The sequence below is a fragment of the Streptomyces sp. NPDC060209 genome (genome assembly GCF_042728155.1).
GTDB lineage: Bacteria > Actinomycetota > Actinomycetes > Streptomycetales > Streptomycetaceae > Streptomyces.
This window is the reverse complement of record NZ_JBHWZS010000028.1, coordinates 1-21763: the sequence shown is the minus strand read 5'-3', so window position 1 is coordinate 21763 and position 21763 is coordinate 1. Positions and strand designations below refer to the sequence as shown.

General features: G+C 69.8%; 27 protein-coding genes and 1 pseudogene. 21 read left to right on the top strand and 7 right to left on the bottom strand.

Translation table 11 applies throughout. From position 1 onward, the window contains the following. Window positions 1-50 precede the first annotated feature (50 nt). The 6 genes from ACFWFI_RS08525 to ACFWFI_RS08500 all read left to right on the top strand — a co-directional run bounded on the left by ACFWFI_RS08525 (window position 51) and on the right by ACFWFI_RS08500 (window position 5646). Entirely contained in the window at window positions 51-1019 is a 969-nt protein-coding gene (locus ACFWFI_RS08525) for an NADPH:quinone oxidoreductase family protein (RefSeq protein ID WP_387387172.1), read from the top strand. After that, on the top strand, window positions 1016-2206 hold the full coding sequence (locus tag ACFWFI_RS08520) for an acyl-CoA dehydrogenase family protein (RefSeq protein WP_387387171.1): 1191 nt from the start codon (window positions 1016-1018) through the stop codon (window positions 2204-2206). The genes ACFWFI_RS08525 and ACFWFI_RS08520 overlap by 4 nt, the downstream gene beginning before the upstream one ends. Then, window positions 2203-3324, top strand: coding sequence for an acyl-CoA dehydrogenase family protein (locus tag ACFWFI_RS08515; protein WP_387387169.1), 1122 nt, complete (start codon window positions 2203-2205; stop codon window positions 3322-3324). The genes ACFWFI_RS08520 and ACFWFI_RS08515 overlap by 4 nt, the downstream gene beginning before the upstream one ends. A 210-nt stretch (window positions 3325-3534) precedes the next feature. Further along, on the top strand, window positions 3535-4404 hold the full coding sequence (locus tag ACFWFI_RS08510) for a phosphatidylinositol-specific phospholipase C/glycerophosphodiester phosphodiesterase family protein (protein ID WP_387387168.1): 870 nt from the start codon (window positions 3535-3537) through the stop codon (window positions 4402-4404). 136 nt (window positions 4405-4540) lie between these two features. Beyond that, on the top strand, window positions 4541-4735 hold the full coding sequence (locus ACFWFI_RS08505; RefSeq protein WP_099177066.1) for a hypothetical protein: 195 nt from the start codon (window positions 4541-4543) through the stop codon (window positions 4733-4735). A gap of 164 nt (window positions 4736-4899) precedes the next feature. Then, complete coding sequence (locus ACFWFI_RS08500) at window positions 4900-5646, top strand: hypothetical protein (RefSeq protein WP_387387166.1); 747 nt, start codon at window positions 4900-4902, stop codon at window positions 5644-5646. A 35-nt stretch (window positions 5647-5681) separates the two neighbouring features. On the opposite strand, the gene ACFWFI_RS08495 is transcribed toward ACFWFI_RS08500, so the two are convergent. Together ACFWFI_RS08495 and ACFWFI_RS08490 are read right to left on the bottom strand one after the other, a co-directional pair. Beyond that, window positions 5682-6296, bottom strand: coding sequence for an endonuclease (locus ACFWFI_RS08495; protein WP_387387164.1), 615 nt, complete (start codon window positions 6294-6296; stop codon window positions 5682-5684). Further along, entirely contained in the window at window positions 6293-6475 is a 183-nt protein-coding gene (locus ACFWFI_RS08490; RefSeq protein ID WP_387387163.1) for a DUF6480 family protein, read from the bottom strand. The genes ACFWFI_RS08495 and ACFWFI_RS08490 overlap by 4 nt, the downstream gene beginning before the upstream one ends. A gap of 128 nt (window positions 6476-6603) precedes the next feature. On the opposite strand from ACFWFI_RS08490, the pseudogene ACFWFI_RS08485 reads away from it, so the two are divergent. Next, window positions 6604-7808, top strand: a pseudogene (locus tag ACFWFI_RS08485) (aromatic acid exporter family protein). Window positions 7809-7814: 6 nt separating this feature from the next. Here the strand turns inward: ACFWFI_RS08485 and ACFWFI_RS08480 are convergent. From ACFWFI_RS08480 to ACFWFI_RS08460, 5 genes are all read right to left on the bottom strand, one after another. Further along, window positions 7815-8042, bottom strand: a complete 228-nt coding sequence (locus ACFWFI_RS08480) for a CDGSH iron-sulfur domain-containing protein (RefSeq protein WP_387387162.1) — start codon at window positions 8040-8042, stop codon at window positions 7815-7817. Continuing rightward, window positions 8026-8709 (bottom strand): HemK2/MTQ2 family protein methyltransferase, encoded by a 684-nt coding sequence (locus ACFWFI_RS08475; protein WP_387387161.1) that lies wholly within the window; start codon window positions 8707-8709, stop codon window positions 8026-8028. Before ACFWFI_RS08475 ends, ACFWFI_RS08480 begins: the two co-directional genes overlap by 17 nt. A 51-nt stretch (window positions 8710-8760) precedes the next feature. Continuing rightward, entirely contained in the window at window positions 8761-9723 is a 963-nt protein-coding gene (locus tag ACFWFI_RS08470) for an iron-containing redox enzyme family protein (RefSeq protein WP_387387159.1), read from the bottom strand. A 111-nt stretch (window positions 9724-9834) separates the two neighbouring features. After that, window positions 9835-10854 carry a PHP domain-containing protein gene (locus ACFWFI_RS08465; protein WP_387387158.1) on the bottom strand — a complete coding sequence of 340 codons (1020 nt, stop codon included), beginning with the start codon at window positions 10852-10854 and terminating at the stop codon, window positions 9835-9837. Between the two features lie 2 nt (window positions 10855-10856). Further along, window positions 10857-11300 (bottom strand): hypothetical protein, encoded by a 444-nt coding sequence (locus ACFWFI_RS08460; protein WP_387387157.1) that lies wholly within the window; start codon window positions 11298-11300, stop codon window positions 10857-10859. Between the two features lie 123 nt (window positions 11301-11423). On the opposite strand from ACFWFI_RS08460, the gene ACFWFI_RS08455 reads away from it, so the two are divergent. From ACFWFI_RS08455 to ACFWFI_RS08390, 14 genes are all read left to right on the top strand, one after another. Then, window positions 11424-11744 carry a gas vesicle protein GvpO gene (locus ACFWFI_RS08455; RefSeq protein ID WP_387387156.1) on the top strand — a complete coding sequence of 107 codons (321 nt, stop codon included), beginning with the start codon at window positions 11424-11426 and terminating at the stop codon, window positions 11742-11744. A gap of 32 nt (window positions 11745-11776) precedes the next feature. Continuing rightward, the gene (locus tag ACFWFI_RS08450; RefSeq protein WP_387387154.1) at window positions 11777-12232 is read left to right on the top strand and encodes a gas vesicle structural protein GvpA; all 456 of its coding nucleotides are present in this window, start codon (window positions 11777-11779) and stop codon (window positions 12230-12232) included. Window positions 12233-12235: 3 nt separating this feature from the next. Further along, window positions 12236-12985, top strand: a complete 750-nt coding sequence (locus ACFWFI_RS08445) for a GvpL/GvpF family gas vesicle protein (RefSeq protein WP_387387153.1) — start codon at window positions 12236-12238, stop codon at window positions 12983-12985. A 1-nt stretch (window position 12986) separates the two neighbouring features. Further along, window positions 12987-13241: a gas vesicle protein GvpG gene (locus ACFWFI_RS08440; protein ID WP_387387152.1), complete on the top strand. Its 255-nt coding sequence runs from the start codon at window positions 12987-12989 to the stop codon at window positions 13239-13241. 7 nt (window positions 13242-13248) lie between these two features. Continuing rightward, window positions 13249-14121 carry a histone protein gene (locus ACFWFI_RS08435; protein ID WP_387387151.1) on the top strand — a complete coding sequence of 291 codons (873 nt, stop codon included), beginning with the start codon at window positions 13249-13251 and terminating at the stop codon, window positions 14119-14121. 6 nt (window positions 14122-14127) lie between these two features. Further along, a complete protein-coding gene (locus ACFWFI_RS08430; protein ID WP_387387148.1) occupies window positions 14128-15237 on the top strand; it encodes an SRPBCC family protein in 1110 nt (369 codons plus the stop codon). After that, a complete protein-coding gene (locus tag ACFWFI_RS08425) occupies window positions 15234-15569 on the top strand; it encodes a gas vesicle protein (protein WP_387387146.1) in 336 nt (111 codons plus the stop codon). Before ACFWFI_RS08430 ends, ACFWFI_RS08425 begins: the two co-directional genes overlap by 4 nt. Before the next feature lie 19 nt (window positions 15570-15588). Next, window positions 15589-16407, top strand: coding sequence for a GvpL/GvpF family gas vesicle protein (locus ACFWFI_RS08420; protein WP_387387144.1), 819 nt, complete (start codon window positions 15589-15591; stop codon window positions 16405-16407). 2 nt (window positions 16408-16409) lie between these two features. Then, window positions 16410-16637 carry a gas vesicle protein gene (locus tag ACFWFI_RS08415; RefSeq protein WP_387387142.1) on the top strand — a complete coding sequence of 76 codons (228 nt, stop codon included), beginning with the start codon at window positions 16410-16412 and terminating at the stop codon, window positions 16635-16637. Beyond that, on the top strand, window positions 16634-16912 hold the full coding sequence (locus ACFWFI_RS08410) for a gas vesicle protein K (RefSeq protein ID WP_387387140.1): 279 nt from the start codon (window positions 16634-16636) through the stop codon (window positions 16910-16912). The genes ACFWFI_RS08415 and ACFWFI_RS08410 overlap by 4 nt, the downstream gene beginning before the upstream one ends. Window positions 16913-17035: 123 nt before the next feature. Beyond that, window positions 17036-17191: a DUF6131 family protein gene (locus ACFWFI_RS08405; protein ID WP_387387137.1), complete on the top strand. Its 156-nt coding sequence runs from the start codon at window positions 17036-17038 to the stop codon at window positions 17189-17191. Between the two features lie 109 nt (window positions 17192-17300). Continuing rightward, the gene (locus ACFWFI_RS08400; RefSeq protein WP_387387135.1) at window positions 17301-17969 is read left to right on the top strand and encodes a lytic polysaccharide monooxygenase auxiliary activity family 9 protein; all 669 of its coding nucleotides are present in this window, start codon (window positions 17301-17303) and stop codon (window positions 17967-17969) included. A gap of 182 nt (window positions 17970-18151) precedes the next feature. Continuing rightward, a complete protein-coding gene (locus ACFWFI_RS08395) occupies window positions 18152-19834 on the top strand; it encodes an MFS transporter (RefSeq protein WP_387387133.1) in 1683 nt (560 codons plus the stop codon). 43 nt (window positions 19835-19877) lie between these two features. Then, entirely contained in the window at window positions 19878-21710 is a 1833-nt protein-coding gene (locus ACFWFI_RS08390; protein ID WP_387387131.1) for a protein kinase domain-containing protein, read from the top strand. The last annotated feature ends 53 nt before the right edge of the window (window positions 21711-21763 follow it).

The following is a 21763-nucleotide window of genomic DNA, read 5'->3' as shown; positions in this document are numbered from 1 at the left end:
TAGTATGCGCCGGAGCAGTGGTAATGCCGACAGTGTTGTGGAGGCCCCTCATGCAGGCATGGCGAGTGCACCGGAACGGCGAGCCGAGCGAGGTGATGGAGCTCGAGGAGACGGACCGGCCGACCCCCGGGGACGGGCAGGTGCTGCTCGAGGTGCGCGCGGCGAACATCAACTTCCCCGACGCGCTGCTCTGCCGCGGCCAGTACCAGGTGAGGCCCCCGCTGCCTTTCACCCCCGGCGTGGAGATCTGCGGTGAGACGGCGGACGGACGCCGGGTGCTCGCCACCCCCGCCCTCCCGCGGGGCGGTTTCGCCGAGTACGTAGTCGCGGACGAAGCGGCCCTGCTGCCGGCCCCCGACGCCCTGGACGACGCCGAGGCCGCCGCACTGCACATCGGCTACCAGACCGGCTGGTTCGGTCTGCACCGGCGCGCACATCTGCAGGCCGGTGAAACGCTGCTGGTGCACGCGGCCGCGGGTGGCGTCGGCAGCGCCGCCGTCCAGCTCGGCAAGGCCGCCGGGGCCACCGTCATCGGGGTCGTCGGCGGCCCCGAGAAGGCCGCGATCGCCCGCGAACTGGGATGCGACCTGGTCATCGACCGCCGGAGCGAGGACATCGTCGCGACGGTGAAGGAAGCCACGGGCGGACGCGGTGCGGACGTCGTCTACGACCCGGTCGGCGGAGACGCCTACGCCAAGTCCGTCAAGTGCATCGCCTTCGAGGGCCGTGTCGTCGTCGTCGGTTTCGCGAGCGGCACCATCCCCACCCCGGGCCTCAACCACGCCCTGGTGAAGAACTACTCGATCGTCGGACTCCACTGGGGTCTGTACAACACCAAGGACCCCGCCGCCGTCCGCGCCTGCCACGACGAGCTCACCAAGCTCGCGGCACAGGGGGTCATCAAGCCGTTGATCAGCGAGCGTGTCCCCATGGCCGACGCGGCACGGGCCGTGCAGCGTGTCGCCGACGGCACCAGCACCGGCCGCATCGTCGTCCTGCCGTCAGGAGGCATCCGATGAGCACCGCCCTCGACGCGGCACAGATCCGCCGTCTGACCCAGGAGCTGCTGGCGGCCCATCCGCCGGCCACCACCGGCCGTGCCGACTTCCTCGAGGCGCGCTTCGACGCCGGCCTGGCCTGGGTGCACTACCCCGTCGGGCTCGGCGGACTCGACGCGCCGCGCTCCCTTCAGCCGGTCGTCGACGCCGAACTCGCCGCCGCCGGGGCCCCCGACAACGATCCGCGCCGTATCGGCATCGGCCTGGGCATGGCCGCCCCGACGGTCCTCGGCTACGGCACCGAGGAGCAGAAGCAGCGCTTCCTGCGGCCGCTGTGGGTGGGCGAGGAGGTGTGGTGCCAGCTCTTCAGTGAGCCGGGCGCCGGATCCGACCTCGCCGCCCTGGGCACACGCGCGGTCCGCGACGGCGAGGACTGGGTGGTCGACGGGCAGAAGGTCTGGACGTCCAGCGCCCATGTCGCCCGCTGGGCGATCCTGATCGCACGCACCGACCCGGACGTCCCCAAGCACCGCGGCATCAGCTACTTCATCTGCGACATGACCGACCCCGGTGTCGAGGTGCGGCCGCTCCGCCAGATCACCGGCGAGGCCGAGTTCAACGAGGTCTTCCTCACCGGCGTGCGCATTCCGGACAGCAGGCGCCTCGGCCCGGTCGGCGACGGCTGGAAGGTCGCCCAGACCACCCTGATGAACGAGCGCGTCTCGATCGGCGGAGCCCGCATCCCCCGCGAGGGCGGCATGATCGGCACCGTCGCGAAGACCTGGCGCGAACAGCCCGGCCTGCGCACCCACGACCTTCACCAGCGGTTGCTCACGCTGTGGGTCGAGGCCGAGGTCGCCAGGCTCACCGGCGAGCGGCTGCGCCAGCAGCTCGTCGCCGGAGAGCCCGGCCCCGAAGGCTCGGGCATGAAGCTCGCGTTCGCCCGTCTCAATCAGGAGATCAGTGGGCTCGAGGTCGAACTGCTGGGTGACGAAGGTCTGTTGTACAGCGACTGGACCATGCGCCGCCCGGAGCTCGTCGACTTCACCGGACGCGACGCCGGTTACCGCTATCTGCGGTCCAAGGGCAATTCCATCGAGGGCGGTACGAGCGAGGTCCTGCTCAACATCGTCGCCGAGCGCGTCCTCGGTCTGCCCGTGGAGCCGCGTAACGACAAGGACGTCGCCTGGAAGGATCTTGCCCGATGACCGCACAGACCGACGCCGCACAGGCGCCCGACCTGCTCTACTCGGAGGCAGAGGAGGACCTGCGGTCCGCCGTGCGTTCGCTGCTCGCCGACCGGGCCGACGCGCCGACGGTGATCGCCGGCATCGAGTCCGACACGCCGTACGACCTGCGGCTGTGGGAATCACTTGCCGCAGGGATCGGAGCCGCGGGGCTCCTGGTCCCGGAGAAGCTGGGCGGCCAGGGCGCCACCCACCGCGAGGCCGCCGTGGTCCTGGAGGAGCTCGGGCGCAGCGTCGCCCCGGCGCCGTACCTGACGAGCGCCGTCGTCGCGACCGAGATCCTTCTCGCGCTGGGCGCCGACGACGGCCCCGTCGCCGGACTCCTCGGCGAGCTGGCCTCGGGCCGCAAGATCGCCGTGCTCGCCCTTCCGTTCGCCACGCCGCCCGCCGGCGCAGCCGCGGCTATGACCGGCACGCTGGAACGGACCGTGACCGGCGTCGCCGAGGCCGCCGCGGCCGACGTGCTCCTAGTGCCCACGGCTGATGGTCTGTACGCGGTGGAGGCCGGCGGGGACGGGGTCGCCGTCCAGCCGCTCGTCCCGCTCGACCTGACCCGCCCGCTCGCCACGGTCACCCTCACCGGGGCCACCGGCACCCGGCTCGCGGAGGCGGGCCCCGCGGCCGCGGCCGTGAGCAAGGGCCTGCTGGCCGGCGCCGGACTGCTCGCGTCCGAGCAGCTCGGACTGGCCGAGTGGTGCCTGACGGAAACCGTCCGGCACACCCGCGAGCGCCACCAGTTCAACAGGCCGGTGGGCTCGTTCCAGTCGCTCAAGCACCGGATGGCCCAGCTCTGGCTGGAGGTCGTCTCCGCGCGCGCAGCCGCCCGCAACGCCGCGGACGCGCTGGCGACCGGCAGCCCGGACGCCCCGCTCGCGGTGGCCGTGGCACAGGCCTACTGCTCCAGGGTCGCCGTTCACGCGGCGGAGGAATGCGTCCAGCTGCACGGCGGGATCGGGATGACGTGGGAACACCCCGCGCATCTGTATCTGAAGCGGGCCAAGGCCGACTCGGTCGCGTACGGCACCGCGGGACGCCATCGCGACGCCGTCGCCGAGCTGGTGGAGCTTCCGGCACCGTGAAGCGCGTCCGGAGCGGGGGTACGTGACCACACGTGCCCCCGCTCCGCCATGTCCGGGCGCCGGGCGCAGGGGAACATCAGGCGCAGCGCAGCCGACGCGCGGGCGACGGCATGCTCAACTCTTGGCAGGTACCTGCCTTTCGGTGAATCCGCGCGCCCATACTCGTCGCGTCCCCCCGCCCGCTCTGCCCGCCCGTCTCAGGGAGACCCCATGGCACACCTGACCCGTCGCAGAGTCGTCACCACCGCTCTCGCCACCGCCGCCGCAGGCGCGTTCATCCCCGCGCAGAAGGCCGCCGCGGCACCTGCCGGGACCGTCCGCCCCCGCGGTCCCCGTCCGCTGGCCCGCGCCCACGCGCACAACGACTACCTGCACCCGCGCCCTCTCCACGACGCTCTCGCGCACGGTTTCACGAGCGTCGAGGCGGACATCTTCCTCGTGGACGGCGAGCTGCTCGTCGCCCACGAGCCCGAGAGCCTCGACCCCGCACGCACCCTCGTCTCGCTCTACCTCGACCCGCTGCTGGCCAGGGTCCGCGCCAACCACGGTTCCGTCCACAGCGGACACCCCGCCCCGCTGCAGCTGCTGATCGACATCAAGACCGACGGCGCCGCCACCTACCTCGCGCTCGACCGGGTGCTGCGCCGTTACCGCCACATCCTCACCCGCTCCGTCCACGGGAGGATCCGCAACGGCGCGGTCACCCCCGTCATCTCGGGAGACCGCGCCGCCCGCGTCCCGATGGAGGCGCAGACCACCCGGTACGCCTTCTACGACGGCCGGCCGGAGGATCTCGGCACCGCGGCCCCCGCCTCCTTCATCCCGCTCATCAGCGCCAACTGGGCCACGAGCTTCAGCTGGCAGGGGACAGGGCCCTTCCCCGCCGCCGAACGGGACCGGCTGCGCACCGCCGTCTCGGCGGCTCACGCGAGCGGACAACGGGTCCGGTTCTGGGGGACGCCCGACATCGCCGGTCCGGAACGCGACGCCGTCTGGACCGAGCTCGTCGCCGCGGATGTCGACCACCTCAACACCGACGATCTGGCAGGTCTCGAAACCTTCCTCCGCCGACGCGGCTGACCGGCGCAGGCCGACACATCCGGTCACTGTGCGTCAACACCCGTTCGGCGGACACGCCAGTGCGCCGAACGGCCTCTCCGCTGCGCCACACTGGCGGCCGAATGCCGCAATTCCGGCGCGGCGGAGGAGGTTGGCCATGGCCATTTCGATCTCAGTGGTGCTGCTCCTGCTGATCCTCGCAGTGATCTTCCTGCGCAACGGCGGACTCAAGATCTCGCACGCGATCGTGTGCGCCCTGCTCGGCTTCTTCCTCGCGGGCACGAGCATGGCGCCGACCATCCACGAAGGGATCACCGCCACCGCGAACGTCGTCAGCGGCCTGAGGCCCTGATACACACGCACCGTCGGGATGCGGGAGAATGTCGACCCGATCGTGGCACAGCGCCGCACGGGACCCGGCGAGGGCGATACCGTCGTCCCGAGGGCCCCTGCGCGCGCTTCGTCGACATGGCTTGGACCTGACCGATCCTCGCCACGCACCTGGAGAACGCACCAATGTCATTCCCGCACCCCGGACGACAGTCGGGCGCCGCACACCACGAGTACTGCAACAACGCCCTGTGCTGCCGCTGCCAGCAGCGGCAGTGGACGACAAAGCTCGGCGACGAGCGCCTCTGCGGCCCTTGTGCCGCCTGCTGCCGCGACTGCGGGCGGGCACCCGCACCCCACCTTGACGGGCTCGACGACGGGCTCTGCGCGGAATGCCGGGGACGGTGCGGCCGATGCCAGCGGGCGCTTCCTGTCGAGGGCCCCTGCCCCTGCCGCAAGTGGCGCGAGCGCGCGGGAGGCGACCCGGTCACCTACATCCTTCAGGCGCTCCCGCAACCGCTGGTCCAGGCACTCGGCCACCGCCACCCCCGGACGGTGCACGATCTGATCCACCGCGAGCTCGCCCGACGCACCCCCGACCAGCTCCTGGAGCGGGTCGAACGCCGGTGGAACGTCCGCTGGTCGCACGCTCTCCACGAGAAGGACGAGGACGGCCGGCGCCGCTGGGCACCGCAGGAGATCGCCGAAGCGCTGGTGAGCCCCGGCCGCTGCGCGAATTCCCAGTGCGAGGACGGCTATCTGATCACCAGCGACACGCCGTGCGGCCAGTGCCTGCACCCCACCCACCGCTTCGTCACGTCGGTGGCCGACCGGACATCCACCTCGGACCACGCCCGCGCGGCCGCCGCGCAGATCAGGCGCGCGCTCGTGGAGGGCCGCTCCACCAAGCCGGGCAAGCGACGGCCCTCCTAGTGCACGCGAGCCCAGCATGATCCAAACGAGAGACCCTAGCCCTTCTCCAGCGCGCCCCGAACCAGCGCCGCGGCCAGTACGGCCGGGTCCTGGTCCTTCGCCAGCCGGGTGAGCCTGCCGGGGTCGGTGGGCAGGCCCAGTCGTTCCGCGCCCTGGAGCGCCTTCGCGTCGAGGTAGGGCGCCGTCTCGGCCCACACCGACTGCACCTCGCGCAGGAAGATGTCGGCGCCGGCCGGCCCGATCCCGGGGAAGCGGCGGAGCCCCGAACGCAGTGTGTCCGTGTCACCGTCGGCCTCCCGGCGCAGGCGCCGCAGGTCCCCGCCGTACGTATCGAGCAGGAGCAGGGCACCGTCCCCCAGCTGGGTCGCCGTCCGTTCGTCGTACCGGCGGTAGCCGCCCTCGCCCAGCGCGTCGACGCGCTCCTGCCACGTGGCGTCGGCCATACGGCGCGGCGTACGCAGCCGGTGCGAGAACAACGCCCGCGCCGCGGCCACCGCGACCTGTGCCCGGATCCGCGCGCTCAACAGGTGGCTCAGGACGAGCAACTGGTACAAGGGCTGGGGGGTGTCGCGCATCCGGATACCCGCCTCGGCCGCATACGTGGTGCCGTGCCGCTCCAGCAACGCCTCCAGAGTCCGGCGTGTGCTCATGTGAATCCGAAGATGCGCGCGATGAAGTATCCCGCGACGACGAGAGAGCCCAGCATTATCACGGTCGCCCAGAGGACGGGGTGCTCCCAGATCCCACCGTCGGGGCGCTCGACATGTGCTTCGCTTATGCAACCCTCTGCGGGAGGCGTCTCCCCGGGGGGCGTGAGTGAGATAGCCATATCTCCACCATCGCTCCAAGCGGCCCGCACCGCGAGGCCGGTGCCTATGGTGGCTTCGCGTACGTCCGTACGGAGTCCGACCGGTCCCCGAAGCGCTGCGGGAGCCCGGAACGGGGCACCGTCAAGGAATGCCTGCAGTCTCCACGCCCGAGCCCGTCGTCAAACTCGTCCAGCGCACCACCGAGCCCGCCGCGGCCCAGACGCTGCGGTCGACGGCGGCGGCCGTCATCGCCTTCGCGGTGGCCCAGTCGGTCCTGCCCGCCCCGCATCCCGCGCCGCTCACCGCCCCCCTCACCGCCCTCCTCGTGGTGCAGGTGACGCTCTACGCCACGCTCACCACCGGGATCCGGCGCGTGAACGCCGTCGTCGTCGGGGTCCTGATCGCCAGCGGATTCAGCTCGCTGGTGGGTCTGAGCTGGTGGACTCTCGGGCTGACCATCTTCACCTCCCTGCTGATCGGGCGGCTGGTACGGGTCAACGAGTTCGTGCCCGAGGTGGCCATCAGCGCGATGCTGGTCCTCGGGGTCGCGCAGGTCGCCGATACGGCCTGGGAGCGCGTGCTGGAGACACTGATCGGCGCCGGGGTGGGACTGCTCTTCAACCTCCTGCTGGCACCGCCCGTCTGGGTCGAGTCGGCGGGCGTCTCCATCGGCGGCCTGGGGGAGCGGATGGGAAAGATGTTCCGGGCCCTGGGCGAGGAGATCGGCGGTAACCACCCCGTGCAGGAGGCCGCCGCGCGCCTGCACGAAGCCCGCCGCCTGGACCACGACATCGTCGAGGTCGACGCATCCCTGCGGCAGGCCGAGGAGAGCCTGATGCTCAACCCCCGCGTCAAGCAGGGGCTGCTCTACCGCGTCGTCCTTCGGACCGGGCTCGACACGCTGGAGATCTGCGCCGTGGTGCTGCGCGTCCTGACCCGCACGCTGACAGACCTCGCCAAGGCGCGTACGGAGGAAGCGCTCTTCCCCGAGGATGTGGCCACGGACCTCAGCGAACTCTTCGTGCACATGGCCGAGGCGATCGAGGGCTTCGCGCTGATGATCACCACGCCGATGGCCGAGAGCGGCGAGGAGGCGGAGGAGCGCCTGTCCGACGCGCTCGCCCGCAGTCGCGTGACGCGCGACCGCGTGGCGGATCTGCTGCTCGAAGACGTCCAGGAGCACCCCAGGCCGACCGCATCCTCGACGAACTCGACATCGACAAGCGCACGGAGCGCCTGGCCGAGGAGCTGGACCGCCGCTCGGCGGAGGCGCACGACCGCCACCCGCGGCTGCGGGCGATGTCCCGCCGGCTGCGCGGGGCGGCGCCGGCGCGGCTGCGGGCAGGCGAGTGAGAGCAGTCAGTCCGCGGAGCGGTGAGGCCCCTCGTCGGGCTGCGTACGGCGTCGATGACTCGTGTCGCACCACGGGTACATCCGGCTTCGCCGGCACATGCACAGGGCTACGACGAACCGGTCGGAGACGGCAACGCTGCCGTCCGCGCACGTGACTTCCACGGGCCCCTCCACGAGGAGGGGTCCTTCGTCACCGAGGGTGATCCGGCAAGGGCGTTCAGAGTTGTTCGGCACGGATGACCACCAGCTCCTCCGCCATGTCTCCCTCGTTCACCAGCCCCGTATCCCGAAGCCAGCGCAGTCTGGAGCGCAGCACGGGTCCGAGGGGCACAAGGGCGCGGTCACTGACACGGGCCCGCAGTCCGGCGTCCGAGAGACGCCGCACGGTCACGTCGCTGTCGCACAGCCCGGAGTGCACGAGGAGGAGGCGGCCTCCGGGGCGCAGCGCGGCCGGGACGGTCTCGCAGACCCGGTCGAGGATCGCCCGGCCGTCGCGCCCGGCCTCCCAGGCCCGCGCCGCCCCGTGCCCGGGAATCCGGCCCATGGGGGACGGCACATAGGGAGGGTTGCAGATCACCAGGTCGTAGGACCGGCCGGGCAGTGCCGAAAGCAGATCGCTGCGCTGCACGGTGATGCGCCGACGGTGCAGCAGCGCGTTCAGCCGCGCGGTCGCCACGGCCCGCCACGCGATGTCCACCGCCGTCACCCGCGCACCCAGCTGCGCCGCGTGCAGAGCGAGGGCACCGCTGCCCGTGCCGACGTCCAGGACCTCGGTGCCGGGGGCGAGGCCCTCCCGGTTCAGCGCTGCCATGAGCAGGCGGGTGTCGTGCTGGGGCGCGTACACGCCAGGGAGTGTCATCAAGCGGTCGGTGCGGGCGGCCTCGGCCGTGTCTGCGGACATCTGCGACTCCATTCGATGCTTCGGCCTGCGGGTGCGGACCAGGACGGCGGTTCAGGCCCTCCAGTCCGCCAGCAGCCGGTCTCCGAGCCGGTCCTCGAGACACGAGGTAGCGGTGATGCCGAACACGATGTCGGCCGCCAGTCCGGGTTCGTCGTCGAGCAGACCGCCGATCACGTCACGGCGCACGACCTGCTCGTGCACGGCGTCGGCTTCGACGTGCTCGGTGTAGAAGAACTCCGCCGCGGGCCCCGCGCCGGTGCGCTTCATGGCGTGGGCAAGGCGCCGCGAGGCGGGGGACGAGGTGATCTCGACGGCGGCGAAGTGGCCCACGAGCGCTCCGCGCAGCCGACGGTGCAGACCGAACAGCGACATCAGGTTCACCAGGGCCAGCATGGGTGCGCAGCCCTCGTCCAGATAGCGGCCGTAGGCGGTTTCGAGGCCGAGGTCGGTCATGAGGTCGGCGAAGAGCTGGGCGTGGACACGGTCCGCGCGGCCGGCGCCGAACTCGTCGTACTCGATCGCCGCCATGCCCGCCTTGGCCCGGCCGCTGAGCCGGGGCAGCACCCAGGCATGCGGGTCGGCCTCCTTGAGGTGGTACAGGGAACGCTGCATCGCGTAGTCCCGCAGGTGGCGCAGCTCGCCCCGGTCCTGGAGGAACCAGGAGACGCCGGAGCCGCGGACCGGTTCCACGAGGAGGCCGTCCAGGACGTCATCCAGGCTCGCGGTCACGGTGGCGTCGCGCCGCAGAGCCGCGAGGAAACGTTCCTCCATGGCGGCGCGTACCGCGAGGAGAGGCGGGTCCCACTCCAGCTCAGGGCGTGCGCCGGTGAACCCGCGGTAATGGAGCTCGTAGCAGACGTACAGGGCAAGTTGCAGATCGTCGCCGTAGGGCTCGGCACTCCGGGCGTCATCCGGATCCGGCAGAGCGCCGCTGTCCTGCAGGTAACCGATCACCCCTGCGGAGAGCACTCCGCGCGCTCGCGGAAGAGAAGGACCTGTGCGGTGAGGTGACATGGGTTTCCTCCTGCCCCGGCATGCCCCGGAGTCACACGGACAACCGTGATCGACTGTACGCCGAACAGCCGACACCGGCCTGTCCTCACCTGCTGACCCCGGCCCGGGGCGCTAACCGCGGGTCTTCTCCGTCGTCCAGTCCAGGAGTTGTTCCACGGGCCAGGAGGTGATGACCCGCTCCACGGGCACTTCGCACTCCTCCGCTCGCGCGCAACCGTAGAGCTGCCAGTCCAGCTGCCCCGGTGCATGCGCGTCGGTGTCGATCGAGAGGAGAGCACCCGACGCGACCGCCTGCCGGAGCAGGGCGCGCGGCGGATCGAGCCGCTCCGGGCGGCAGTTGATCTCCACCGCCGTCCCCGCCTCGGCGCACGCCGCGAAGACCCGCTCGGCGTCGAACTCCGACTGCGGTCGCTTCTTTCCGCCGAGGAGCCGCCCCGTGCAGTGCCCCAGGACGTCCGCGTGCGGATTGCGTACGGCGGCGAGCATGCGCCCGGTCATCGCCGTGGCGTCCATGCGCAGCTTCGAATGGACCGATACGACCACCACATCGAGTCGTTCCAGTACTTCCGGGTCCTGGTCGAGTGATCCGTCGTCGAGAATGTCGCACTCGATCCCGGTGAGCAGACGAAAGGGCGCCCACCGTTCGTTCAGTTCCGCCACGACGGACAACTGCTCGAGCAGGCGCTCGGTCGTGAGCCCGTTGGCCACGGTCAGTCTGGGGGAGTGGTCCGTGAGCACCGCCCACTCGTGGCCCAGCTCGCTCGCCGTCCGGCCCATCTCCGCGATCGGGCTGCCCCCGTCGGACCAGTCCGAGTGCATATGGCAGTCACCGCGGAGGGCGGCGAGGAGAGCCTCACCGCCCGAGGCCAAGGGCGCCGACGCCTCTTCCTCCAGCGTTTCGAGATACCCGGGAGTCGCACCCTCCACGGCCTCACGGATCACCTTGGCCGTCTTCGGCCCGATGCCGCGCATCGCTTCCAGCGAACCGTGCGCCACCCGGTCGGCGACCTCCTCCCCGTCCATCGAGCTGATCGCGTCCGCCGCCGTGCGGAAGGCCTTCACCCGGTACGTGGCCGCCTGGGACCGCTCCAGAAGGAACGCGATCCGCCGCAGGGCGTCTGCCGGATCCATCGTCAGGGCCGAGCGGTGTGCTGAGGGTGCCCGTGCGTACGGCGGGCTTCCTTCATCTCCGCCTCGTAGAGGTGGCGCCGCCCTCCCACGAGCTCCTGGCGCACCCGCTCCTCGACCTCAACGAACGGCCGGTAATACGTGTCGTCGTACGCCTCGACGAGCTGGAAGGTCCAGCAGCCGGGGATGACGTTGCGGCCCAGGATCTCCCGCGCCACCAGGTCGGCGTGCTCCGCGTGGCCACCCATCCGGAGCAGCTCGACAGCCCGGTCCAGCGTCAGATCCGCACCGCCGGTGAGCTGGTGGAACCCGTAGAGCTGCCCCCGGGCGCGTTCCACCTTCTCCAGCGCCTCCGTCAGCGCTCCGAGCGCCTCGACGGTCGTGTCGCCGGCCCCGGATGGCCGTACGTGCTCTTCATCGGGCCCACTGGGGCCAGGGCTCTCACTCATGCATACGACTGTGCACATGTCCCGTGCGCCGCGTCCCGCCGGAACGCCGAAAGGGTGAGTTCCTCCGATCGTCCGTCCATCCGTCGAGATGCGCCGGAACCGATCCTGATGAGACTGGATTTTATGGCAGAGAACCGTACAGCCCGATCCGGGCACGCAGCGAAAACGGCGGCCCCCCGCTCCTCGTCCCGACGCGGCCCCGAGCACGCTGCCCGTGCTGCCTGCGAAAGCCTGGAACGGCTGATCTGTCACCCCACGGAGGGAGTGTCGGCGGTGCGGCGGAAAGACGACGGATGGTGCGTCGTCGTCGACGTGCTCGAAGTACCCCGCATCCCGGACACCACGAGCCTGCTGGCCTCGTACGAGGTGCAGATCGATGAGCGGGGCGAACTCATGGAGTACAGCAGGGTCCGCCGCTACAGGCGTGGCTCCGCCGACGAATGACCCGTTTCGTCTCACACCCGGAAGGACGCTCCATGACCACGACCATGTACGCCGACGAAGTCGCCCCGTGCCCGCCCAGGGCCGGCACGCTCTACGACGTTCTGGAACTCATCCTCGACCGCGGCATGGTCATCGACGTGTTCATCCGGGTGTCGCTGGTCGGCATCGAAATCCTCAAGATAGACGCGCGCATCGTCGTCGCGAGTGTGGACACCTACCTGCGCTTCGCCGAGGCGTGCAACCGGCTCGACCTCGAGCGTGACTCGGGCAGCACCACCATCCCCGAACTGCTCGGCGGAGGCGTGGCCAAGTCGGTCGGCAAGCGCAAGGTGCGCAGGGCGGCGGAGTCCGTCGGCGACTCGGTGCGCAAGGCGGTGGGGAGCGGCGACGACGAGGACGACGACCAGGACGAGCGGGAAGAGCGGCCGAAGAAGCGTCGGGCGCCCGCGCGCGAGGGCTCGCAGCGACGCCGACGCGCGGAGGCGTGAGTCGTGACCGAGCACGGCGTGTACGTGTACGCGATCATTCCGGCGGGAGAGGCGCTCCCGGCCGACACGGTCGGCGTGGGCAGTCCTCCGGCCGCGCTGCGGCTGGTCGGTGACGGGCGGATCACCGCCGTCGTGAGCGACGCGCCACCACAACTGCGCGCCAGACGACGCGACCTGATGGCTCACCAGGAAGTCCTGCTGCGTCTCTCGGACAGTGGCCCCGTGCTGCCCATGCGCTTCGGGGCGGTCGCTCCCGACGAGGAGTCGGTACGTGACCAGCTGGCCGGATCACAGGCGGAGCACCTCGCCATGCTGAGCCACTTGGACGGTGGGGTCGAGATCAACCTCAAGGCGCTCCCTGCCCAGAACGCGCTCGCGGCCGTCGTCGCCGAGGAGAAGAACGTACGACGGCTGCGCGAAGCAGTCCGCAGGCGCCCCGATTACGAGGCGAACGTCAGACTCGGTGAGGCCGTTGCCACCGCGCTGTCACGCCGAGCGGCCGTGGCCGGGAAGAAGATCCTCCACAAGCTCACACCCATGGCTCGTGCGGTGGCCGCCGGGCCGGAGGTCCATGGCTGCGCGCTCAACGTCTCGTTTCTCATCGACCGGAGTGAGAGCGACGCCTTCCGGGCAACGGTGCAGCGGTTCGCCGACAGGCATCGTGATCACGTCGAGCTCCGAGTGGCAGGGCCGCTGCCCTGCTACAGCTTCGTCTCCTCCCGCAGCCTCCGGACCCCGGTCGCAGGGGGCTGACATGGGACTGTTCACCGGCCTGCTCCTGCTGCCCCTCGCACCGGTCCGTGGCGTCGCCTGGGTCGCGGAGAAGGTGAACGACGCGGCCGATCGCGAACTGCACGACCCCGGTGTGATCCGGGCTCAGCTCGCCGCGCTGAACCAGGAACTGGAGGACGGCAACGTCAGCCTGGAGGAGTTCGAACGGCAAGAGGAGGAGCTGCTCGACCGGCTCCATGCCGGACGAGTCCGCCCCGCGCCTAACCATCGAAGGTGACTCACTCATGGAAGATCAGACAAAGGCGACGCTCGCAGCAGCCTTGGTGGGCGGATACGTACTCGGCCGCACGAAGAAGGGCCGTCTGGCGCTCTCCGTCGCGACCTATCTGGCAGGCAGGCGCTTCGGCCTGGAACCGCGCCAGCTCGCCGCCGAAGGCATGCGCCGGTTGAGCGAGATGCCGCAGTTCGCCGAACTGCAGGACCAGTTGAAGGGCGAGGTCCTCGAATCCGGCAGGAAGGCGCTGACGGCGGCGGCGGACCGGGGCATGAACTCCCTGGCCGACGCACTCAGCGACCGGACGGCGCGGCTGGGGGCGCCCGCCGAGGAGGACGAAGAGGACGAGGGCTACGAGGGCGAGTACGAGGACGAGCCTGAGGACGAGGACGAGGAGTACGACGAGGACGAGGAGGAGGAGCCGGAGGAGGACGAGGAGTACGACGAGGACGAGGACGCGGAACCGGAGGAGGACGAGGAGGAAGAGCCGGAGGAGGACGAGGAGGAAGAGCCGGAGGAGCCGCGCCCGAGCGCTAGACGACGGGGAAAGCCCTCCGATGGGGCAGCTGGGCGCAGGGCCGGTAAGAAGGCGGCGGCCAAGAAGCAGCCGGCTGCGAAGAAGACTGCCGCCAAGAAGGCGCCCGAGAAGAAGGCCGCGGCCAAGAAGACCGCAGCCAAGAAGACCGCAGCCAAGAAATCGGCACCGGCCAAGAAGAAGGCGGCACCGGCCAAGAAGGCGGCGGCCAAGAAGTCGGCACCGGCGAAGAAGTCCGCCGCCCGGAAGGCGCCTGCCAAGAAGTCGTCGGCCCGGAAGACCACTTCAGCCAAGAAGACGACGTCATCGAAGCGAACCGCGTCCAAGCGCGGCGAACGGCGGAGGTAGGCAGCCATGGCCAGGACGGACAAGGACGAACCCGAGGCGGCCGAGTCGGGTATGGACCGTCTCCGCGGGGAGGTCTCGAACTTTTTCGGAGCGCAGACAGGGAAGCTGGCGCAGAAGGCCGGCGACAAGCTGACCGGTCTCACGGGCCAGCTCACCGACATCGCCGACAACGGCGGTTCGCTGCCGTCGATCGCTTCTCGCGTCATGCAGGGCGAATCACCGGTGAAGGCCTTCGTCTCGGAGAAGGCCGGGAACGTCAAGGACAAAGTCGTGGACAAGGCCAAGGAGGCGTTCGGGGGCGGGAAGGGCAAAAGCCAGTCCGGCGGGGGCAAGTCCATGAACATCATCGAGGTCCTCGACGTGGGAGTGCCCCTGCGCGACGCCTACGACCACTGGACGCGGTACGACAAGTTCGGCAGCTTCACAAAGGGCGTTCAAAGCGTCTCGATGGATGAGGAGATGTCGAGCGACTGGAAGGTCAAGATCGGCCCTTCCTCGCGCGGCTTCAAAGCGACGGTCCAGGAACAGGTGCCCGACGACCGCATCGTGTGGACCTCCGAGGGGGCCAAGGGCTCGACACGTGGTTGCGTCAGCTTCCACGAACTGGCTCCGAGCCTCACCCGGATCGTCCTGGTGATCGAGTACTACCCCTCGGGATTCTTCGAGAAGACAGGCAACCTGTGGCGGGTACAGGGCCGGCGCATGCGACTCGACTTCAAACTCTTCCAGCGGTTCGTCACACTCACCGACGAGGAGCCCGAAGGCTGGCGCGGTGAAATCCGCGACGGGGAAGTAACTGTGACGCACGAAGAAGCCATGGAGAAAGAGGAAGCCGAGAGCGAGGAGCCCGACGACTCCGAGGAGGAAGGGGAGCCGGAGGAGGAAGAGGAAGAAGGGGAGCCGGAGGACGAGGAGGAGGACGAAGAGGAACCCGAAGAGGAGTACGAGGACGACGAGGAACCCGAAGAGGAAGAAGAAGAGGAAGAAGAGGAGGAAGAAGAGGAAGAGGAAGAGGAAGAGCCCGAAGAGGAGGAGCCTGAAGAAGAAGAGGAAGAAGAGGAAGAAGAAGAGGAATCCGCCCCCCGGAAGCGACGCGGACGAAGGTCGTCAAGGTGACTGATCTCGACCTCGGGCGGGACGACTACCCCATCCCGGGGCCGCCGAACAGCAACCTCGCCGACATCCTCGAACGGGTCCTCGACAAGGGGATCGTCATCGCGGGTGACATCAAGATCGACCTCCTCGACATCGAGCTGCTCACCATCCGGCTCCGCTTGTTCGTCGCATCCGTGGATACCGCGAAGAAGGCCGGAATCGACTGGTGGGAGACGGATCCCGCGCTGAGTTCGCGCGCCGCCCGTAACTCCCTCCTGGACGAGAACCGTGAATTGCGCGAGCGTCTGGAGGCGCTCGAGTCGAAGACGGAAGAGACGTCGGACCACGGATGAGCAAGGAGAACAGAGCCACATGACGGACCGGGGACCCGAACAGGCTTCGGCTGAGAGCGCCCTCTACGTATTCGCGGTGTGCAAGCTACCCGATCCGGCGGCTTTCGCAGGCCTGCCAGGTGTCGCGGCGGGCGCACCCCTGCGCCCACTGCCGTTCGGTGGGCTGACCGCGATCGTTCAGACCGTCCGAGCGGCCGATTTCACCGACGAGGTGTGGCAGGCCCGTATGTCCGACCGGGACGAGCTCGAACGATACGCACGCGCGCATCACGACGTGGTGTCGGCAGCCGCCGCCTCGTGCCCCACCGTTCCTCTCCCGCTGGCCACTCTCTACCACGGCGAGGAGCGGGCCCAGCAGGCACTCCTCGACGAGACCGAGCGCTTCCTCGCCGCCCTGAGGCGCACCGCGAACCACTCCGAGTGGGGCGTGAAGGTCTACGCGGCCGCATCCCCGGTGCCGGACCCGAGCCCTGTTCAGCGGCGGTCGGAGACGCCGGCCGCACTCTCCCGGCCGGCTCCCGGAACCGGCCTCGCCTATCTGGAACGCAAGCGAGGCGTGCAGGCGCGGCGTGAACGGCGGCACGAAGACGCCCTCCGGCTGGCCGAAACGGTGGATGCCGCGTTCCAGGACCTTGCCGCCGCGGGACGCAGGCTGCGTCTCCACGCCCCCGAGCTCGAGGGAAAGGGCCGGGTCCAGGTGCTCAACGCGACCTACCTCGTGGCCGAGCACCGCGCAGCCGAACTCGACGCGCTCACCCGGGCACTGCGAGACGCGACCGGTGCCCGGATCGACATCTCGGGGCCCTGGGTTCCGTACTCCTTCGTCGGTGAGGTGTAGAGATGGAGCGCGAACTGGTGCCCTGGGACAATCCGGAGCCCCTGAGCGGCCCCATCGGGGTGCCGCTCGTCGACCTCCTGGACCGGCTCCTGGCGACGGGCGTGGTGATCAGCGGTGACCTGGTGATCGCGATCGCGGACGTTCCGCTCGTGCGGCTGTCGCTGCACGCCCTGCTCTCCTCCGTCAACGAACGCGTCCCGGCTCCCTGGGCGGACGGAGGTCCGCTGTGACCACCTCACGACTCGACGTCGATTCGGACCAGCTGGGACGTGATCTCGTGGCCCTGGTGCTGACCGTGGTGGAACTGCTGCGGCAGTTGATGGAGCGGCAGGCCATCCGCCGCATCGACCAGGGGGACCTCACCGACAGTCAGGTGGACGAGATCGGGACCACGCTCATGATGCTCGACCAGCGGATGGCGGAGCTCTGCGAGCAGCACGGCGTGCGTCCTGAAGACCTCAATCTGGACCTGGGACCGCTCGGAACCCTTCTGCCCCGCGATTGACGTACCCCCCGGGCCCGAGCGCTCGCGGCGGCGGACGGTCACGGCTCTGGGCGTGGCGACTTTCTGGGCATATGCTCACATAAGTGCCTGCCCTTCACGCAGGCGCTGTGACCGGAGGCAGCCATGATCATCATTGGAGCCATCCTTCTGATTCTCGGCCTGGTGACGGGTCTCGGTTTTCTGTGGACCGTCGGGATCATCCTGCTCGTGATCGGGCTCGCCCTCTGGCTCCTGGGGGCCGTGGGGCACGCGGTCGGAGGCCGCCGCCACTACTGGTGATGTCGCGTCGAGCATGTTTGAGGCAAGGGTGGCGGGGCAAAGCCAAAGTGGCGCGGGAGCGCTCCCACGCCGGTGGATCCCCCCACCTCCTCGAAATGGAGATCGCACCATGATTTGTCATGATCGTGTCAATTTAGCGGGCTGGGTGCCGCGCCTGGGCGGCGCATTCGTCGCCGCCGTCCTCTGTCTCCTCCCGTGGACGGGCACCGCGAGTGCCCACGGCTCCGTCGTCGACCCCGCCTCCCGCAACTACGGCTGCTGGCTGCGCTGGGGCGACGACTTCCAGAACCCTGCCATGGAGCAGGAGGACCCCATGTGCTGGCAGGCGTGGCAGGCCGACCCCAACGCCATGTGGAACTGGAACGGGCTCTACCGCAACGGCTCCGGCGGCGACTTCCCGGCCGCGGTACCCGACGGTCAGCTGTGCAGCGGCGGCCGGACGGAGAGCGGGCGGTACGACTCCCTCGACGCCGTGGGTGCGTGGAAGGCCACAGATATCACCGGTGACTTCACCGTGAAGCTGTACGACCAGGCCAGCCACGGCGCCGACTACTTCCAGGTGTACGTCACCCGGCAGGGCTTCGACCCGGCCACGGAAGCGCTGACCTGGGAGGACCTGCAGCTGATCACCGAGACCGGCAGCTACGCCCCCAGCCAGAACTACGAGATCCCGGTGAGCACCTCGGGGCTCAGCGGCCGTCACGTGGTGTACACGATCTGGCAGGCGTCGCACATGGACCAGACGTACTTCCTCTGCAGCGACGTGAACTTCACCTGATCCTGCCACCTGCTCCGACCCGTGGTCCCGCCGGCCGCCCGCGTCCGGCGGGACCCTCGAACGGTCGTGCGTGCGAGCATCCGTTCTTCCGTCACGTGATCGATTGGCGGTCCCGTCCGGCCCGTCCTAACGTCGATGAGTGAACGTCTTTTTCACTGCCGATTCGTATGGCACCTAGCGCTATGACTGGATCCCGAGCGAAGTCTTCGCCGATTGCCGAATCCCCGGAGCGGGGCCACGGCAAGGGGATTGCCCTGCTCATCATCGCCTCGTGCCAGCTGATGGTGGTTCTCGACATCACCATCGTGAACATCGCCCTGCCCCACATCCAGACCTCACTCGGCTTCTCGACCGAGAGTCTGTCGTGGGTGATCAACGCCTACACCCTGACCTTCGGCGGTCTGCTCCTGCTCGGCGGGCGACTGGGCGACATTCTCGGGCGTCGCAGGGTCTTCATCTTCGGCGTGCTGCTCTTCGTGCTCGCCTCCCTGCTGGGTGGCCTCTCGCAGGAATCGTGGCAACTGCTCGCGGCGCGTGCGCTCCAGGGCGTCGGTGGCGCGATCGCCTCGCCGACCGCGCTCTCCCTCATCACGACGACCTTCCGCGAAGGACCCGAGCGGAACCGGGCCTTCGGTGTGTTCGCCGCCGTGTCCGCAGGCGGAAGCGCGATCGGCCTCCTCGCCGGCGGCGTGCTCGTGGAATGGCTCGACTGGCGCTGGGTGTTCTTCGTCAATGTGCCCATCGGCCTGCTGATCGCCGTCTCGACGCCTCGCCACATCAAGGAATCCGAACGGCACCCCGGCCACTTCGACGTACTCGGCGCGCTCACCTCCACGCTCGGCATGGTGCTGCTCGTCTACGGCTTCATCCGGGCCTCCGAGGACGGCTGGAGCGACAGTGTGACCATCGCGGCCTTCGGCGGCGCCGTGGTGTTCCTCCTCGTCTTCCTGGCCGTCGAGCGCCGGTCCAGGCAGCCCATCACGCCCCTGCGCATGTTCCGCGACCGCAATCGCGCCGGTGCCTACGGGATGATGCTGAGCCTGGCCGCGGCGATGTTCGGCATGTTCTTCTTCCTGACCCTTTTCGTGCAGAACATCCTCGACTTCAGTCCGCTGCAGGCCGGTCTGGCCTTCCTGCCGATAAGTGTGATCATCGCGATCAGCGCCGGATTCGCCTCGCAGCTGCTGCCCAGATGGGGTCCCAAGCCCTTCATGGTGGTGGGCGCGATCCTGGCGGCGGCGGGGCTCGGCTGGCTCACGCTGACCGATGTCAACAGCACGTACCTGGGCAGCATTCTCGGACCGATTCTGGTCTTCGGCTCCGGCATGGGGATGCAGTTCGTGTCACTGACGCTGATGGCGGTCTCGGGTGTCGTGCCGAGAGAAGCGGGCGCCGCTTCCGGAGTCCTCAACGCCACGCAGCAGGTCGGCGGTTCGCTGGGACTGTCCATCCTGGTCACGGTGTTCGGAACGGCCAGCCGCAACGAGGCGACGGACCAGATACCCCGCTTCCTCGCCGAGGCGACCCCCGCCCAGCAGTTGGAGTTCCGCAGGACGGGTGAGCTCCCGGCGCCGTGGGGTGACCAGGTACTGGCCTCGGGTGTCTCCACCGCGTTCGTCGTCGCGGCCATCATCTCCGTCGTCGCGGCCCTGATCGCGCTGCTCGTCATACAGGTCCGGTCCTCCGATCTGGAACGTCTGCGGGGCGGAGGGGCCATGGGGCAGCCGATGGCCGGGGAAGAGGTCCCGGCGGAGTCGGGCGCGGACGAGAACGCCCCGGAGGCCGGCCGCGCAGACGATGCACGCGATGCCGGAGAGGCGACACGGGAGCGAGGCGGAGGCGAAGGTTCCCCTCCACTTGGATAGGGTGCCGTTCGCCATCAGTGTCCTTCGGGGGAGATACAAGTCAATGAGTGGTCAGCAGCACGAGCGGGGCAACGGCTCCCAGATCTTCCAGCCACTGGCAGGGGACGACCCCGCCACGATCGCCGGGTACCGGATCGCAGCCAAGCTCGGCGCGGGCGGTATGGGCAAGGTCTATCTCTCGTACACGCCCGGCGGACGGCCCGTCGCGATCAAGGTGATCCGCCCCGAATTCGGCGAGGATCCGGAATTCCGGCGCCGCTTCGCCCAGGAAGTGCAGTCCGCGCAGCGGGTGCAGGGCCTGTTCACCGCGCCGGTGATCGACGCCGACACCAAGGGCGCGCAGCCGTGGCTGGCGACCGCCTATGTGCCCGGCCCCTCGCTCGCCGACGCAGTCGTCGCGCACGGCGCGCTGCCCGTGCAGGCGGTGCTCCTCCTCATCGCCGGCATGGCGGAGGCGCTGCACGTCATTCACGGCGCGGGCATCGTGCACCGGGACCTGAAGCCGTCCAACGTGCTGCTCGCCGCGGACGGGCCCCGGGTCATCGACTTCGGTATCGCCTACGCGGCCGACGCGACCTCTCTCACCGGGAGCGGGGTCACCATCGGCACGCCCTCGTTCATGGCGCCCGAACAGGCCGCCGGACGCAAGGTGACACCGGCCACCGACATCTTCGCCCTCGGCCAGGTGGCTGCGTACGCGGCGACGGGGAGCCCCGCCTTCGGAGAGGGGACTTCGCACGGAGTGCTCTACCGGATCGTGCACGAGGAGCCGGACCTCACCGGGGTACCGGATCGGCTGACGGAGCTCGTCAACCGCTGCCTCACGAAGGACCCCGCGGGCAGGCCGTCGATCGCCGAGATCATCGAACTCTGCCGGACCGCGAACGCGGAGACGGTACTGCGCCGCCCCGAGGACTGGCTTCCCGCACCGGTGGCCGCCGACATCACCGTACGCGCTGCGGCTCCCGCCCCCGTCCAGACTCCGCCGCCCCCGGCCGCCGCTCCGAACACCGCCCCGGGAGTGGCCTACTCGCCCACCGCTCCCGCGTCGCCGGCCGCACAGGCTCCGGCCACTCCGCCGCCGGGGTTCGGGCCGCCGCAGCAGCCCTACCGGGCACCGCAGCCGCACTACCCCACACACCCGGCCGGTCCGCAAGGGCATGCCTACGCACCCACTCAGCAGCCTTCGCACGCGCAGGCGTATCCGGGGGGCGGGCATACCGTGCCCGGCTCGATGAACCAGGCCCCGGCGCCGAAGAAGAGCGCGGGGCGGCGCGGCCTGCTCATCGCTCTCGCGGCCGCCCTGGTCTTCGGAATCGCGGGCGGTGGCACCGCGTACCTGCTGACCAAGGACGACGACAAGCAGACACAGGGCGGGAGTTCGCCCCAGGGCGGGCAGGAGAAGGGTGCGAGCGGCACTCCGGGTCCGGACGCGGAGCCGGCGGACACGTCGGACGACACGGCGGGCGACACGTCGGACGACAAGCCCGACCCGGAGCCCGACGAGTACAAGGGCATCAACCTCACCGCCGGCTACCACCTGACGCTCGCGGACGAGGACGTACGGCCCCTGGAGGGCGAGGACGCCGGGTACGAACTGGCCTACGACACGGGGGGTTACCTCGACGCGGAGAGCACCGACGGAAAGCTGGTGCTGCTCGACCCGTCGCAGGAGGGTTCGCTGGCGGCGTGCCGTGCGGACACCAGGTTCGCGGAGACCATCCCCACCGAGAAGCTGTCGAAGGGCCGTCAGGTCTGCGTGATCACGGGCACGGGCCACATGGGTCTCGTGACGGTGCAGGGCTTCTCGACCGAGGACTCGCCGAGCAAGTACATGACTCTGGACCTGACGGTCTGGCGCAACGCGGCGGGCTGACGGACCGCACCCGGGTTCCGGCGGGCTGTGGGGGAGCCGCCGCCTCCATCGCC